General features: G+C 56.7%; 12 protein-coding genes. 10 read left to right on the top strand and 2 right to left on the bottom strand.

The features are described from left to right. Positions 1-13: 13 nt before the first annotated feature. The gene (locus IEW65_RS12995; protein WP_188639884.1) at positions 14-1,369 is read left to right on the top strand and encodes a malonyl-CoA decarboxylase; all 1,356 of its coding nucleotides are present in this window, start codon (positions 14-16) and stop codon (positions 1,367-1,369) included. Continuing rightward, positions 1,366-2,889: a malonate--CoA ligase gene (locus IEW65_RS12990; protein WP_188639883.1), complete on the top strand. Its 1,524-nt coding sequence runs from the start codon at positions 1,366-1,368 to the stop codon at positions 2,887-2,889. Before IEW65_RS12995 ends, IEW65_RS12990 begins: the two co-directional genes overlap by 4 nt. Before the next feature lie 144 nt (positions 2,890-3,033). On the opposite strand, the gene IEW65_RS12985 is transcribed toward IEW65_RS12990, so the two are convergent. Beyond that, positions 3,034-4,632 carry a solute:sodium symporter family transporter gene (locus IEW65_RS12985; RefSeq protein ID WP_188639882.1) on the bottom strand — a complete coding sequence of 533 codons (1,599 nt, stop codon included), beginning with the start codon at positions 4,630-4,632 and terminating at the stop codon, positions 3,034-3,036. A 303-nt stretch (positions 4,633-4,935) separates the two neighbouring features. On the opposite strand from IEW65_RS12985, the gene IEW65_RS12980 reads away from it, so the two are divergent. From IEW65_RS12980 to IEW65_RS12970, 3 genes are read left to right on the top strand one after another with little or no spacing between them, the layout of a single operon-like run. Further along, a complete protein-coding gene (locus tag IEW65_RS12980) occupies positions 4,936-5,349 on the top strand; it encodes a DUF350 domain-containing protein (RefSeq protein ID WP_044630035.1) in 414 nt (137 codons plus the stop codon). A gap of 9 nt (positions 5,350-5,358) precedes the next feature. After that, positions 5,359-5,967 (top strand): DUF1190 domain-containing protein, encoded by a 609-nt coding sequence (locus tag IEW65_RS12975; protein ID WP_229755562.1) that lies wholly within the window; start codon positions 5,359-5,361, stop codon positions 5,965-5,967. Positions 5,968-5,987: 20 nt separating this feature from the next. Further along, positions 5,988-7,154 carry a glutathionylspermidine synthase family protein gene (locus IEW65_RS12970; protein WP_188639881.1) on the top strand — a complete coding sequence of 389 codons (1,167 nt, stop codon included), beginning with the start codon at positions 5,988-5,990 and terminating at the stop codon, positions 7,152-7,154. 24 nt (positions 7,155-7,178) lie between these two features. On the opposite strand, the gene IEW65_RS12965 is transcribed toward IEW65_RS12970, so the two are convergent. Continuing rightward, on the bottom strand, positions 7,179-8,138 hold the full coding sequence (locus IEW65_RS12965) for a hypothetical protein (RefSeq protein ID WP_188639880.1): 960 nt from the start codon (positions 8,136-8,138) through the stop codon (positions 7,179-7,181). 283 nt (positions 8,139-8,421) lie between these two features. Between IEW65_RS12965 and IEW65_RS12960 the strand changes: the two genes are divergently transcribed. The 5 genes from IEW65_RS12960 to IEW65_RS12940 are packed head-to-tail and all read left to right on the top strand — an operon-like array spanning position 8,422 to position 15,471. Beyond that, the gene (locus tag IEW65_RS12960) at positions 8,422-10,464 is read left to right on the top strand and encodes a methyl-accepting chemotaxis protein (protein ID WP_188639879.1); all 2,043 of its coding nucleotides are present in this window, start codon (positions 8,422-8,424) and stop codon (positions 10,462-10,464) included. A gap of 10 nt (positions 10,465-10,474) precedes the next feature. Next, the gene (gene cheB, locus IEW65_RS12955; protein WP_188639878.1) at positions 10,475-11,542 is read left to right on the top strand and encodes a chemotaxis-specific protein-glutamate methyltransferase CheB; all 1,068 of its coding nucleotides are present in this window, start codon (positions 10,475-10,477) and stop codon (positions 11,540-11,542) included. Further along, positions 11,539-12,921, top strand: coding sequence for a CheR family methyltransferase (locus IEW65_RS12950; protein WP_188639877.1), 1,383 nt, complete (start codon positions 11,539-11,541; stop codon positions 12,919-12,921). The genes cheB and IEW65_RS12950 overlap by 4 nt, the downstream gene beginning before the upstream one ends. Then, positions 12,921-15,092 carry a hybrid sensor histidine kinase/response regulator gene (locus IEW65_RS12945; protein WP_188639876.1) on the top strand — a complete coding sequence of 724 codons (2,172 nt, stop codon included), beginning with the start codon at positions 12,921-12,923 and terminating at the stop codon, positions 15,090-15,092. The genes IEW65_RS12950 and IEW65_RS12945 overlap by 1 nt, the downstream gene beginning before the upstream one ends. A gap of 22 nt (positions 15,093-15,114) precedes the next feature. Further along, a complete protein-coding gene (locus tag IEW65_RS12940; protein WP_188639875.1) occupies positions 15,115-15,471 on the top strand; it encodes a response regulator in 357 nt (118 codons plus the stop codon). The last annotated feature ends 32 nt before the right edge of the window (positions 15,472-15,503 follow it).

Below are 15,503 nucleotides of genomic sequence, written 5' to 3'. Positions count from 1 at the left end.
AGGGGGACGCATCATGAACATGACCTTTCTCCAAGAGATGTTTAACAGCATCACCCAACGGGACGCGCTGTTACGGCGCAAACATCCGGAAACGCTAACGCCCGACCATCATCAGCTGGTCAAGGCCTGCCAAGCGCTGTTGGCCAGTGACGGCGAAGCCTCCAGCATTGCGCTGGCCAGCCGCGCACTGGCGATTTACCAGCGGCTGTCGGAAGGAGAAAAACGCCAGTTTTTTAACCGACTAGCCGACGACTTTGCCGCTGAACCCCAACAGATTGATAGCGCCTACCAAGCCTATCAACAGGCCCGCGACAACCACACGCTGCAGGTACTGTTTGAAGCCTGCGAGCCGCGCCGCCAGGAGCTGTTTAGGCGTTTGAATCTCGCCACCGACGGCACTTACGACTTGGTTAAAATGCGCGAAGACCTGCTGCAACTGCTGCGCGAGGAGCCCAACTTAGCGCCCATCGACGATGATTTTGCGCACCTGTTTGGCTCCTGGTTTAACCGCGGCTTTTTGATGCTCAAGCGGATCGACTGGAATACGCCTGCTTCCATTCTAGAAAAAATCATCCGCTACGAAGCAGTGCATGAAATTCAGGACTGGAACGACCTGCGGCGGCGCTTGGATGCCCGAGACCGCCGCTGTTTCGCGTTTTTTCACCCCGCGATTGGCGACGAACCACTGATTTTCGTGGAGGTCGCACTCCACAAAGGGCTACCCAGCCGTATTCAACCCATTTTGGCAGGCGTTGAGGATGGCTTGGCAGACCCCGATGATGCCGATACCGCCGCCTTCTTCGGTATCAGCAACTGCCAAACCGGGCTGCGCGGCATTTCGTTTGGCAATTTCCTAATCAAGCAGGTGGTGCAGGAACTCAGCCAGGAACTGCCCCAGCTCAAGCACTTCGTCACCCTCTCGCCGGTGCCCGGTTTTGCCCAGTGGCTGGAAGAGCAGCAGCAAAATACCCAGTGGCCCGACACGATTCGCGAAGCGCTGGACGCACTAGCGACGCCCAACTGGCAGCAGGACAAGGCCCGCGAAGAGCGGCTCAAAACCGCCATTCGCCCGCTCGCTGCCCACTACTTGGTCGATCAGAAGAACCGCCATGGCCTGCCGCTGAACCCGGTGGCCCGCTTCCACTTGGGCAACGGTGCCGAGCTGCATCGCATCAACTGGCTGGGCGATGTGTCTGCCAAAGGGATGAAGCAAGCGGCTGGGCTGATGGTGAACTACCTCTACGTGCTCGACGATATCGAGCGCAATCACGAAAACTATACCGCAAAGGCCACCGTTGCCTGTTCAAGCGAGGTGCGCGACCTGGCTCGCCGCGCCCGCAAGCTGGCCAAGGGAGAGACCACCAAATGAACCACAACTTATTTGATACCTTTGCCGCGCGCATGCGCGAGCGTGGCAACGCCCCCTTTATTACCACCCGTGAGGGCCGCCACTACAGTTACCAAGACGCGCTGAATGAAAGTGCCCAGTTGGCCGGTGCGCTGACCGCGCTAGGCGTGAACGTAGGCGACCGCGTGGCGGTGCAGGTGGATAAAAGCCCGGAAGCCATTTTGCTCTACCTCGCCTGCCTGCGTATCGGCGGCGTCTATTTACCGCTCAATACCGGCTATACCGGCGATGAGATCCGCTATTTCTTGAAAGACGCCGAGCCCGCGCTATTCGTGTGCAGGCCTTCAGACATCGACACCGCCCGCGCCATTGCCCGCGATACCGGCTGCCCGGCGGTCGAAACCTTAGGCACCGATGCCGATGGCAGCCTGATGGAGAAAGCGCAGCAAAGTGACCCCAGAGACGACATCGTCACGCTGGGCGAGCGAGATTTGGCAGCGATTCTATACACCTCGGGCACGACAGGCCGCTCAAAAGGCGCGATGCTGACCCATCGTAACCTAGCCTCTAACGCGGAAACGCTGGTCTCGTCTTGGCACTTTAGCGCTGAAGACAGGCTGATCCACGCGCTGCCTATTTTTCATACCCACGGCCTGTTCGTGGCGTGCAACGTCACGCTGATGGCCGGGGCCAGCATGTGTTTTCTGCCCAAATTCGATGCCGATGTGATTTTCGATGAGCTGCCTAAAGGCAGCGTGATGATGGGCGTACCGACGTTCTATACCCGTCTGGTTCAAGACCCGCGCCTGACCCCCGAGATCACCGCCCATATGCGGCTATTTGTGTCAGGCTCGGCACCGCTCACCGCAGAAACCCACGAAACCTTTGAAGCCAAAACCGGCCACGCCATTCTTGAGCGCTACGGCATGACCGAAACCAATATGAACATCTCTAACCCCTACACCGGGGCACGCCGAGCAGGCACCGTGGGCATGCCGCTACCCGGCGTTGAAATGCGCATTACCAGCCGGGAAACCGGCGAAGAGGTGCCGCAGGGTGAGATTGGTATGCTGCAGATTCGTGGCCCTAACGTGTTTATTGGTTACTGGCGCATGCCGGAAAAAACCCGCGAAGAGCTTTTGGAAGATGGCTTTTTCATCACCGGCGATCTCGCCATGGTGGATGAGCAGGGCTACGTGCATATCGTGGGTCGGGATAAAGACTTGGTGATTTCCGGCGGGTATAACGTCTACCCCAAAGAGGTCGAGCAGGTGATTGATGAGCTGCCTCAGGTGGCAGAGTCTGCCGTGATTGGCCTGCCCCACCCCGACTTTGGCGAAGGCGTCACTGCTGTAGTGGTGCCCCAACCAGGGGAACAGGTGGATGAAGCCGCCATTCTGAATCATCTAGAGGGGCGGCTGGCCAAGTACAAACAGCCGAAGCGGGTCTTCTTTGTCGACTCGCTGCCGCGCAACACCATGGGCAAAGTGCAAAAGAACGAGCTGCGCAAACGCTTCGACACCACCTACCACGCCGCTTAGCCGATTCGTTAAAACGCCCCACCCAAAACAGCCACGCCCCGCAGAGCGGGGCGTGGCTGTTATTCTCGAACGCTGCTTTTAAACGCTGGCGTGATTAGGCTCTGCCTGAAAAGTCGGCGAGCGTAGCCAGTTTTCAGACAGAGCCTAGCCGCCTGCAAAGGAGGCGTACATGATCACCACCAAAACCACCAGCACGATACCGGTGGGCAAAGCGCCTTTCCAGGGGGTGAGGTCGACATCGCCGGAGTCTTCCTGCACCCAGTCCGTAGCGCGGGGGCGCAGCTTACCGATCACCAGCATCACCGCCACCAGCAGCACAAACACCGCCGCGACGAAGTGGAACTCGTGCATTACCATGGGCAGTTTGTTGAACGGCGGCACGAAGTAGCCCGCCGCAATCAGCAAACAGCCACCTACCAGCGCTACTTTCGCAGCCATGGGCGGTACGCGCTTCGTCAGCAGGCCTACCAGCACCACGGCGAGAATCGGGATGAAGTAGATCGCGTTCATCTTCTGCAGATAGCCGAACAGGCTATCCTGCCCCGCCAGCAGCGGCGCAATGATCATGGTGCTGACCGCCATAATCCAGCCAAACACCTTACCGGATTTCACCACCTGCTCTTCCGTGGCATCTTTTTTCAGCACGCCTTTATAGATGCCCAGACTGAAGATCGTCGTGGTGCTGTTCAGCGCGGAGTTAAACGAAGAGAGAATGGCCCCAACCATCACGGCGGCAAAGAAGCCCGTCAGGTAAGGCGGCAGCACGTTGAATACCAAGTGGCCATACGCTTCGTCGGCGCGAATACCCTGGTCGGCATACAGGTGGTACGCAATGATACCGGGCAGTACCAGGTACAGCGGCCCCAGTAGCTTGAAGAAACCGGTGAGCAGTACGCCTTTTTGGCCTTCAGCCAGGTTCTTGGCGGCAAAGGTGCGCTGAATAATTTGCTGGTTGGTGGTCCAGTAGAAGAGGTGCAGCAGCAGCACGCCGGTAAAGATGGTTGAGAACGGCACCTGCTGTTCCGGGCCGCCCATGGAGTTGAATTTGCTGGGGTCGCTCTCTTTCAAGATGCTCCAGCCTTCCATCACACCGGTGCCGCCGCTGACCGCCTGTAAGCCGAAGTAAACAATCACGAAACCGCCAATCAACAGGCCTACCCCGTTGAGGGTATCTGATACCGCTACGGTACGCAGGCCGCCAAACAGCGCGTAGACCGCACCAATCAGCCCCACCGCCCACACGGTCGCCCAGAGCAGCGCGGTATTGGACTCAATGCCGGTCAGGCCCTGTAAGTCCAGCATGCCCTGAAGACCGATGGCCCCGGAGTAGAGGATGATCGGCAGTAGCACCACTGCATAAGCAATCAGAAAGATAACGTTAGCGATCAGCTGCGTGCCTGTATCAAAGCGAATCGCCAGCAGTTGCGGCAGCGTGGCGATGCCGCTTTTCAAAAAGCGCGGCAGGAAGAACAGCGCCAGCGCCACCAGCGCAATCACGGCAATTACTTCCCAGGCCATCACGCTTAAACCATCGGTAAACGCGGACCCGTTCAACCCCACCATTTGCTCGGTAGAGAGATTGGTCATCAGCATAGAAGCTGCAATCAGCGGAAACGTGAGCGTGCGGCCCGCTAGAAAATAGCCACTGGTGCTGCGGTGGTCGTCGCGGCGCGTGATGCGCCAGGTGACAAAGGCCACCAGGCCCGTAAAGAACAGAAACGATGCCAGGGTTAGGGCATGCATGGGGGTGAGTCCTTCGATGCGGTCGCATTTGAAGCGGTGCCTAACACAGGCACGAAGAGCGGTATCAAGCGATACGACACGGTGAATTTAGGTAAAAATACCAAGCATCGCGGGATTCTAAGCAGGTGACACGTTTCATCTATTAGCCTTTAGTCGCATAAAAATATTAAAAAGACGTTTTTTAACCACAAGAAAAACAACATAAAGAAACACAGCCTGCGATTCTCGCTACTCCGCTAAGCTATGTCACAATGTCGACTGCTTATTGACCACACGTCATTAACTACAAGGATGCCCATCGCCATGCTGCACTATTTACAGGGATTACCGTCTTTCTTCGCCTACCTGCTGGGCGCGCTCGCGCTGCTGGTGGCCTTTATGTACTGCTATAGCCGCCTGACGCCCCACCATGAGTGGGCGCTGATTCGAGCAGGCAATGCGGCGGCAGCCACCGCCTACGGTGGCTCTATCTTGGGTTTTACCCTGCCGCTTTACAGCGCCATGGCTCACTCCATTAGCTATATCGATTTTATTCTGTGGGGCGTGGTGGCCTTCGGCGTACAAATCGCCACGTTCTTTGGCTTGAAACTGTTCCTGCGCCGTCAGGGAGAGAGTTTGTCCCAGCACATCACCGAAGGTCATCAGGCTTACGGCACGCTGGTGGGCAGCATCTCGATTGCCGTGGGCTTGATTAACGCGGCCTCAATGACCTGGTAACGGAGCGCCATGATGGAAAAGCAGACTCACCCTACTCACCTGCCACGCCGCAAACGCAGCGCGCGCCTATCACTTGCGATGATGGGAGCCAGTGCCTTTGGCTTAACCGCCTGCACCCAGCCAGCGGAAGATGAGCACTTAACCGACGTGCGCTTTGATGAGCCGCAAAGCTTTCAAAGCGTTGAAGATTGCGTGGCGGCCAACGTATACACCCGCAGCGCCTGCGAGGAGGCCTACGATGCCTCTCTGGAGTCTGTGCCGCGCTTCGATACCCTGGAAGCCTGCGAAGCCGAACACGGCGAAGGGGCCTGCGCGGCACCCACCGACGAGCAAGCCCAGGCCTCGGGCGGCGGCGGGGGTTGGTTTATGCCCGCTATGATGGGCTATATGGTCGGCAATATGCTGGCGAACACCAGCCGAGGGCGCTCGTTTGAGCGCGTGTACCAAGAGCCGGTCTATCGCAACCGCCAAAACCAGGGCAACTGGAACACGGCCACCAGCCAAGCAACCCAGCGCGTTAATCAGCGTAATGACGCCATGCGCAGCTCCGTGGTACAAAGCCGCCAAGCGGCCACTCGGCGCGGCCTGGGTACACGCTCTGCCTCTTGGGGATCCTAGCCACTCGTTGCGGAGCCGCTATGCTGCGAATCAACGTTCCTGAACGCCCGCAATGGAAAACCCTGGCCAAAGAGCTGGGGTTTCACTTCCATACCATTGATGGCGAACCTTACTGGAAAGAGAACGCCTACTACCAGTTTACCCTGGAGCAGGTGGAGCAAGAGATCGAAGCGCCTACCGAAGCCCTGCACGAGATGTGTATGGAGCTGGTCGATAAGGTCTGCCATTCCAATGCCTTAATGCAGCGCCTCGCGATTCCTGAGCATATGTGGGACATCATCCACCACTCCTGGCGAACCGGGCAGCCGCCGCTCTATGGGCGCATGGACTTTGCCTATTCTGGCAACGGCCCCGCGAAGCTTTTAGAGCTGAATTACGACACGCCCACCTCGCTTTATGAAGCGGGCTTTTTCCAGTGGGTATGGCTGGAGCAGGCCATTGAGCAAGGCATCCTGCCCCGCCATGCCGACCAGTACAACTCGATTCAAGAGCGCCTGCTCAATGCCATGGCGCATCTGGGCGACCGCTTGGAAAACCGCACCCTCTACTTCTCCTGTGTAAAAGGCAGCGACGAGGAGCGCGCCACGGTTAGCTACTTGCAGGATATCGCCCTGCAGGCAGGCTTACAGGCGCCGTTTATTTACATCGAAGACATTGGCGTTGCGCAGGGAGTCGAGCACTTTGTTGATCTAGACGACCAACCCATCACCGCGCTGTTTAAGCTCTACCCGTGGGAGGAGATGGCGGTAGAAGAATTTGGTGAGGCAGTGACGCAGCTCAACACCCACTGGTTTGAGCCACCCTGGAAAGCCGTACTTTCCAACAAGGGAATTTTGCCGCTGCTGTGGGAAGAGTTTGAAGGGCACCCGAATCTGCTGCCGGCATTTTTTGAGAAAGACATCCACTCGCCGCTGGATCCAGGCTGGGTGCGCAAGCCGTTTTTCTCACGGGAAGGGAGCAATATCAGTTTGGTAACGCCAACTGGGCAGCAAGAAAGTGTAGGCGGGCCTTACACCGATAGCCCATGGATACGCCAAGCGTACCACCCACTGCCGCGCTTTGGTGACAAACACGCATTGATAGGCAGCTGGGTAGTAGGCGACCGCGCCTGCGGTATGGGCATTCGAGAAGACGTGGGGCGTATTACTAAAGATACGTCGTGCTTTATTCCCCACGCCATTTTATAGATCGGTTGTTTGGCTATGCGCTACTTAAGCAGCGCTTGCCCCAGGCCGAGCGTCGTGAAAGGGCACACGCCATGCAGGAGACTCACTTAGCAAGCCGCTTTCAATCGCAAGCGAACGTTGTTCAAACGTCTCAGCACCATCGCTCGGCAGAAAGTGGCGTGCGCCTACCCAGCGCAAGCGTCGAACTAACTGCACCTCTTCAGGAACAGCACCCTTGATCAGCTTCAGCAGGTAGTCGTCGCTCTCGGTTGGATGCCAGTGCGACAGTAGTTCGAACGGGGCCTGCCGGGAGCGTCGCGCTGCCAAAATGCCAAAACCTGGCTGACAGTGCAGTTCAATAATATGAGCAACGCCTTTCGCCAATAGCGCACGGTAGGTGTGCTTATCTAATGGAGATGTCGCTACGGCCGTCATATTCATCGGCAACGAGGGCAACCGCTGCGCTAATTGACGCCAGCGATCTTCGCTGGTGACCATAATGTCGCCCGCATTGAGCTCCCATAGCGCGTTGGCATGGTCAAACAGCGAACGGGACTGCCAATTGGCTAGTTGCGGCAATAGCGCTCCCAGCATGAACCCCGTAGCGCTCTGCGCCGACAGCCAGCTCACCACGGTGCGGCTGGGTTGAGCATCGCCGACGAGCAGCGTTTTCAACGCCTCTGCTTCCTGCATCAGCGAGGCTTCACTATAGCGATGCTGGCGCTGTAACTGATGGCTAAACGCTCCACCTTCAGCATGCTCGAACAGATGGAGATGCGTTATACCACCGCACTCACTTAACGCATCAGCCCACTCTTCTAACGTAATCGATGAATCAGACAGCACAACATCGTCTGTTAATCCAAAGAAGTTTTTTACCGCGTACACAAAGCTATCTCGCTCAGGCGTACCTGCAGCAGGAAGCATATCGCTCTGGCTACTGCTGAAACGGGATGAAATACCGCGTAACACAGTAAGAATGGTGGGTGAGGTCAGTGACAACATGATGCTTCCTTAGCAAATCATCGTTCCATTTGGGTAATAGGCTACTTGCATGTATCACTTTTGTCAAAATATTGGCTCACATATGAGCTTATGAACAACGTTTGTACAAAGAAATTCATTGCGCCGGAAAAGCGTTGGTGTAAATAGTAGACACTCCCCCTAAAAGCCGCTGAAATCGTTGCTATCATGCCTTAGTTGGTAATGACTTAATGCGCCGCTCAAAAGCGTAGTAGATCTCACCCTCTTTACTAGAGTTTTCGTCTCACTTGGAGCAATAGCGATAATGACAGCGCGCTGGAAATCCCTGCCATTACGGCTACGACTGTTTATCTCGTTCGGCACGGTGCTGGCCCTGGCCATGCTCTTGGCGCTGTACTTACAAGCACGCACACATAGCCAGGCACGTCTGGACAACCTGCTGAACGTCGAGCTTCCTGCCCAAGTAGAAGGTCTCGCTAACCGTATCAACCTGCGTTTAAGCCCCGCCTTGGCGGTGTCTGAAGGGTTGGCCAACAGCTATTTTATTGAGCAGTGGGTACAAAATGGCTTTCCTGATGCCCAGCAGCCCGATATAGCGCGCTACCTAGAACGCCTGATGCATCAGCTAGATACCGAACTCTTATTTATCGCGGCTCAAGCCCAAGGGCGCAGCGTTTACTTTCAATACCGTGACGGCGAATTTTTACAGCGCCCGTTACAGCGGTCAGGCGGGGATGATGATTGGTACTATCAGTTCATCGATAGCAACGTCGGGCACAATCTCAATTTAGACAGCGACAATTTTTCTCCTGAAGAGGCCTTTGTATTTGTTAACTTTCGTGGGGATGAAAACGCGGCTAATGGGTTGCCGGTGGTGGTCGCGGGTGCAGGACTTAACCTATCACGCATGGCTCAGCTCATTAAGGATTACCGCCTAGGCGAAACCGGGCGAGCATCGATCTTAAGCGCTGAAGGCGCATTTTTGATCACTAGCAACGAAACGAACATTTCAGAACTACAAGCCCAGGAAACGGACACCCTGCTACGCCCTGACAGCGAGCTTCGCGTCAGAGAAATAGAGCGCGACGGTCAACGCTATTTCGTCACTACGCGCTGGCTACCTGAGCTACAGCGCTTTCTCATGGTGGAAGTCTCCAAAGAGGAGTACACCACGAGTATTCGCGACCGCTTCTTAACCTCTATTGAGCTGGGCCTGCTGATTTTGATCGCAGGGCTGATTCTTCTCTACCCGTTAACCGGCAGCCTGATTCGACCACTCACCCGTTTTCAGCGCCAGCTGAAAGAGATCACCCACAGCCTGGACCTCTCTCGCCGTGTGGAAACCGATGACCGTGCTGAGCTCGGTGACCTTGCTGACCAAACTAATCAGCTGCTGGAACGGCTCTCGCGCGCTATCGCTGCCGTCTCTACCAACGCGCTTGCGCTGACTCAGGTCGCCGACCGCTTAGCGCAAACAGCGGGGCTGTCTGGCATTCAAGGTGGCGACATTCGCCATGAGGCCAACCAAACCATGGCGGCCTCGGTGGAAGAAATGGCCTCTTCTGTAGCCGAAATCACTTCCACAATGGAAGAGCTCTCCACGTCATCCACGCAAATTGCTGACCATTCACAGTCGGTAGTGGATGTGGCCAACCAAACCCTGGAGCGTAGCCGCAAAGGCAGCACCGCCATGCAGCTACTGCAGGCGAAAATGCAGGATATTCGCAGCGACAGCGAACAGAGCCTAACGGAAATCATGACCTTGGGCGCGAAGTCCAAACAGATCAGTAAAGTGATGGAGCTGATCAATACACTGGCCGCCCAAACCAAGCTGATTGCTTTTAATGCGGCACTAGAAGCCTCTAGCGCAGGGGAGTCCGGCCGACGTTTTTCTGTAGTGGCCAATGAGATACGCCGCTTGGCCGATAGCGTGACCGACTCCACTCATGAGATCGAAGGACACACCGACGATATTCAGCAGGCGATTAACCGCCTGGTGGTGGCCTCCGAAAAAGGAGCTACGTCTATCGAGCAAGGCGTTGAGGCAAGCATTAGCACCACCCAAGACCTGGAAGCCGTTTTAAAAGCGGCTAGCCAAACCAGCAGTGCTGCCCAGCAAATTTCACTCTCCACACAGCAGCAAAAAACCGCCAGCAACCAGGTCGTCATCGCGCTTAGGGACATCGATACCGCCAGTGCACGCAACGCTCACTCCGTGCGTAGCATCACGGAAATTAGCCAGGATATGGTGCTGATGTCTGCCGAACTGAATGCGCTCGTACAAGAGTTCACCCTCGATCAGCAGCACGAACCTGCCCCCCAACATCATAAACAACGCCCCTCCTGAGGACGCTTCAATGAGTGTAATTCGGGTAGTGATGGCGGACGACAGTCAGTTAGCGCGGGAAGTATTACGCGAAATACTTACCCGTGATGGCGATATCGAGATTGTGGGCGAAGCCACGAATGGCCAGGAGGCCGTCGAGATGGCCAAGCGGCTGGCCCCTCAGCTTATCACCATGGATTTAACCATGCCGGTGATGGATGGGCTCAGCGCGATTGAAGAGATCATGTACACAAAAGGGGTGCCGATCGTCGTCATTAGTGACCGTTCGGACGCCCAAACCGCGTATCAAGCGTTGGAAGTTGGCGCTTTGGAAGTGCTGCCCAAGCCCGGCCTAGATGATGACGATGCAGAGCGGCTGTTGGCCCGTGTCCGCCTGCTGTCTGGGGTGTCCGTGATCACTCGTCTACGTCGCCGTACATCGGCCGCTCCGACCCCGGCACCGGTGAGGCTGCCAGTGGCAACGCCCTGCCCCAACACATCTCGGGGCTTTCAGCATGTGGTGGGTATCGCCTGTTCCACCGGTGGCCCTCAGGCGCTGGCACGGCTGCTTAGTAAGCTGCCCAAAGGCTTTCCTGCCCCGATTCTCATTGCGCAACATATTAGCCCAGGGTTTATCGATGGCATGGCCACTTGGCTAAGTTCACTGTGTGCACTGCCCGTCAGCGTCGCCCACAGTGGCGAGCGAATACTGCCTGGTCATATCTATCTCTCTCCTCCTGAGAGCCAAGTGGGCGTGACGGCCCAACACCGCTTGCTACTAACGCCAAGTCCATCCGATGCGCTGTATCACCCTAGCTGCGATGCCCTGCTACACAGCGTCGCGAGCATTTACGGCACCGATAGTATTGGGGTCATCCTGACCGGGATGGGGCGCGACGGCGTTAGCGGGCTGCGGGCAATTCAACTCGCAGGTGGCACCACCCTGGCACAAGATGAAGCAAGCTCGGTGATCTACGGCATGAATCAAGAAGCAGTGAACGCAGGCGTAGTACAACAAGTAATGGGGTTAGACGAACTCCCGGCTCGCCTGCTGCGTGAGGTGCGCTTCACGCCCTCCCCCTGGCGGGAGCCGCAATGAGCTCGCTGACACCGTTTAAACAGTGGGTGCATCAACGCTGTGGGCTACATCTCGAAGGCCTCGCAGAAGCACGCCTGATACGGGCAGTCGATGCCCTACAAGCCGAAATGGGCACGCTCAACAGCGAATTGCTCTTAGCGCGTTTAGCTCAAGACAACGCGCTGTTTGACCGTTTTATCAGCCAGCTAACGGTCAACGAAACCTACTTTTTTCGAGAGCCTGAGGCTATTCACTGGCTGGTCGATACCCATTTGCCCCGTCGCTTGGCAGATAAAGGCGGGCCGCTGCGTTTGCTGAGCGCCGGCTGCTCCTCAGGAGAAGAGCCCTACAGTGTGGCCATGGCACTACTGGAGCGCTACGGAGACCGAGCACAAACGCTTTTTCAGATTACCGGTGGCGATGTTGATCAACAGGTGCTGATGAAGGCCCAGACGGGCCTCTATAGCGGCATGGCGTTTCGCGCCCTTCATCCAGCGCTCAAAGAGCGTTTTTTCACACCCGTTGGGCGCAGTTTTCAACTTATCGACACGCTCCGTCAGTGGGTCGCGTTTCGCTCATTGAACCTACTGGCCACCACCGAGCACCCGGTGGGCGGCCCGTTTGATGTCATTCTATTCCGCAATGTCTCGATCTACTTTGATGAAGCAACGCGCCGTACCATCCAGCGCCAGCTGAAGCAGCTCTTGGCACCTAACGGTATTTTACTGTGCGGCGTTACCGAGACGTTAGGGAATGATTTAGGCGTATTCTCCCTCCGAGATGACCAAGGGGTGTTCTATTTTCAAGCCGACACGCCGCCGACAGCCCCCGATTCAGCCAGGAAGCCACCCTCAACGTTTCACACGGATCACGACGCCTATACCAGCGAGCTACCCAGCACCAGCACCTGTATAGAGATGCCCCTTCCAGCGGTTGCTCAGCAAGATACACCCAGCCCATCGCTAAACACGACGCACGAGCAGCTACAGCAGGCGCTGGAGGCGCTTAACCAGAACTGCTTCAGCGACGCCAACCAGCTGCTTGAACCGCTACTGGCTAATGACCCCTGGAGCGTTGATGCGCTGCTGTTAACAGGTTTAGTGGCGCGCTGGCAGCAGCAACCCCAGCAAGCGTTTGACTGCTTTAAACGTGCACTTTACGTTGCTCCCGAGTGCTGGCCTGCGCATTTTTACCAAGCGGAGCTGCTGCGACAAGGCGAATTGCCCGACAACCCCACCCAGCGACAGCGGGGTTATGCCGCCGTGGTGCGTCTGCTGGAAGCATCGCCCCAATCCAGCGGCGGCCTGAAAGCGATCCCGCCGCCGCTACCGCCTGGTGATGCCTGCTTTTTGGCAAAACGCTACGCCGCTGAGCAAACCGCCGCACAGGGAGTGGGCTAATGGCACTGGATATTCGTCGTTTTATTCAGCGGTTTGTGGAAGAGGCCGCAGATCATCTTCCCCGCTTACGCGCAGGTGTCAGCGCTCTGGAGCAGGGAGAGGCTGATAAAGAGCGTATTAATGAGCTGTTTCGTTCCGCGCATACGCTGAAAGGCTCTTCTCGGATGCTCAAGCTTGCGCCCATTACAGCGGTTGCCCACAGCACGGAAGAACTGCTCAGCGCCTTTCGTGATGGCAGCCAAACGCCCTCTCCTGCCAGCATCAGCCTACTGTATGAAGCCACCGACGCGCTGGCCGATTTCGTCAGCCAACTCGCTCAAGGAGCTGCTCCGGAAGCCCTTGCTGACGCAGACCCAGCCCTTTGCCAAGCGCTGGAAGCGGCTGCCTCAAATACCGCTGTAGAGGTCGTTGCCGAGCCTATTCCGGATCAGCCCGATACTGAATCGCCCACCACGCCTGAGCGCCTGCCACCCACCGTTCAGGCGGTGGTAGCAAGCGATAACGAGCCCACAGAAAAAACCACCAGCGCAACGCTGGCATTAAGCGATACCGTTCGTGTCCGTATGGACCGTCTGGATGATGTCATTCGTCTCATGGGGGAGGTGCTCTCAGGACACCATCACTTGCATAGTTTGGTGGAGCAGGCGCAAGGCTTGGAGAGAAGCTTAGAAACGTCGCTACCTGATGAGCATCGAGGCACCTTGCATGCGTTTAGTCGTGAATTTAAAGATAGCGTACTCAGCCATGACGCCCTGATGAGCGATCTGCACGAACGCGCGCTACAGATGCGGATGCTGCCTCTGAGCGTGGTCTTTGACCCGCTGGCCCAGATGGCCCGAGAGCTGGCTCACTCCTTAGGTAAGCGCGTAAACTGCCGGGTGCGGGGCAGCGAAATTGAGTTAGATCGCCAGCTCATTGACCGGCTGTCAGACCCGCTGATTCATCTATTGCGTAATGCCCTGGATCACGGTTTAGAGACCCCTGAGCAGCGACAAGCCGCTGGCAAATCGCCCAAAGGGCTGCTGGTCATAGAAGCGTGGCAAGATGGTAGCTGGGTGGTGGTGGAAATGCGCGACGATGGCGCGGGGATTCACTTGGAGGCGGTGCGTCAAAAAGCGCTGGCCAAACAGCTGCTCACTGAGGAGCAGCTCTTAGCACTGAGTGAGCAGGAAACGTTAGAACTTATCTTTCTCCCCGGTTTCTCAACCAAGACCATGATTACTGATTTCTCGGGGCGCGGCGTTGGCATGGACGTGGTCAAACGCACCATGATGGACGAGCTTAGCGGCGATATTCAGCTGGCAAGCGACCCGGGCAAAGGAACCCGCTTTACACTTCGACTGCCGCTGTCGCTTGCCATGATGCGGGTACTGCTCGTTAAAAGCGGGCAAACCATCTTAGGCGTTACCGCCCCACATGTCGCAGAGCTAGTGGAGTGCCCAACGGAAAATTTCATAGACGCCGCCGGACAGCCGACGCTTATTTTACGCAACGAGTTCGTTCCTGTGGTGAACCTAGCAGAGCTATTAGAGCTGCCCAGTTCCCCAACGCCGCCCACTAACGTGCTGCTATTGGTGGTTCATCAGCGCCAGCAAAAACTGGCTCTCATTGTGGATGCTCTGGTCGATGAGCGCGACATGGTGATTAAACCGCTGCCAGAGCATCTGCGCTATTTACCGCTGGTCTCCGGCATGGTCTCCCAGGGGCGCAATGCGCTGGTCAGCTTGCTGCATGTGCCAGCGCTGCTAGAGCGCGCCAAGCGCCATGCTCACCCGGTGATGAGTGGCGCTGAGCCCACTGATAAGCAGCACCGCGTGCTGGTCGTGGATGACTCGCTCAACACCCGAGAGATCGAAAAAGACGTGCTGGAAGCCTGGGGGTATCAGGTGACGCTAGCGGAGAATGGCCGCGATGGCTTGAACAAAGCGCTCGCTGAAACCTTCGATGCGGTACTCACCGACGTTGAAATGCCCGTGATGGATGGCTTTGCGCTGACCGCGAGACTGCGCGAAAATGACCTTTATCGTCATAAGCCGATTATTATTATCACCTCGCGTGAAAAAGAGGCCGACCGCCAGCGCGGCATGGAAGTCGGTGCCGATGCCTATATTGTGAAAGGCAGCTTTGATCAAAACAACTTAGTGGAGACGCTGAAAGCCCTGCTGGGCTAGGCCTCCCGACTAGAGGATTACCATGCGAATCTTGGTCGTAGACGACGACCCACTAGCTGGGGAAATGATCGGCGCATTATTAGAATTTCAGGGCTACGATGTCCTGTTGGCGAATGATGCCATGGAAGCCATCAGCCAGTTGGATGCTCATGACACTATTGCGCTGATTGTCAGCGACATGCACATGCCTCTGGTGAGTGGCATTGAACTACTGAATATGCTGCGCGAGCAGGGTGTCACGCTGCCGTTTATTTTGCTGACAGGCGACACGCCAGATGAAACGCTGCGCCAAACGCCAGGGCTTAGCGCTTGCCTGCAAAAAGACGCAGCGCTGGACACTTCTCTCGGGCACGCTGTTGCCCAAGCGGTCGGTGAGTAGCCCCATGCGGATTGATGCTCTTCGTACTGCTC

Origin of the sequence: Vreelandella lutescens (genome assembly GCF_014640815.1) — a bacterium.
In the GTDB taxonomy this organism is placed as follows: domain Bacteria; phylum Pseudomonadota; class Gammaproteobacteria; order Pseudomonadales; family Halomonadaceae; genus Vreelandella; species Vreelandella lutescens.
The sequence above is the reverse complement of the archived record's forward strand: the minus strand, read 5'-3'. Positions and strand labels throughout refer to the sequence as shown.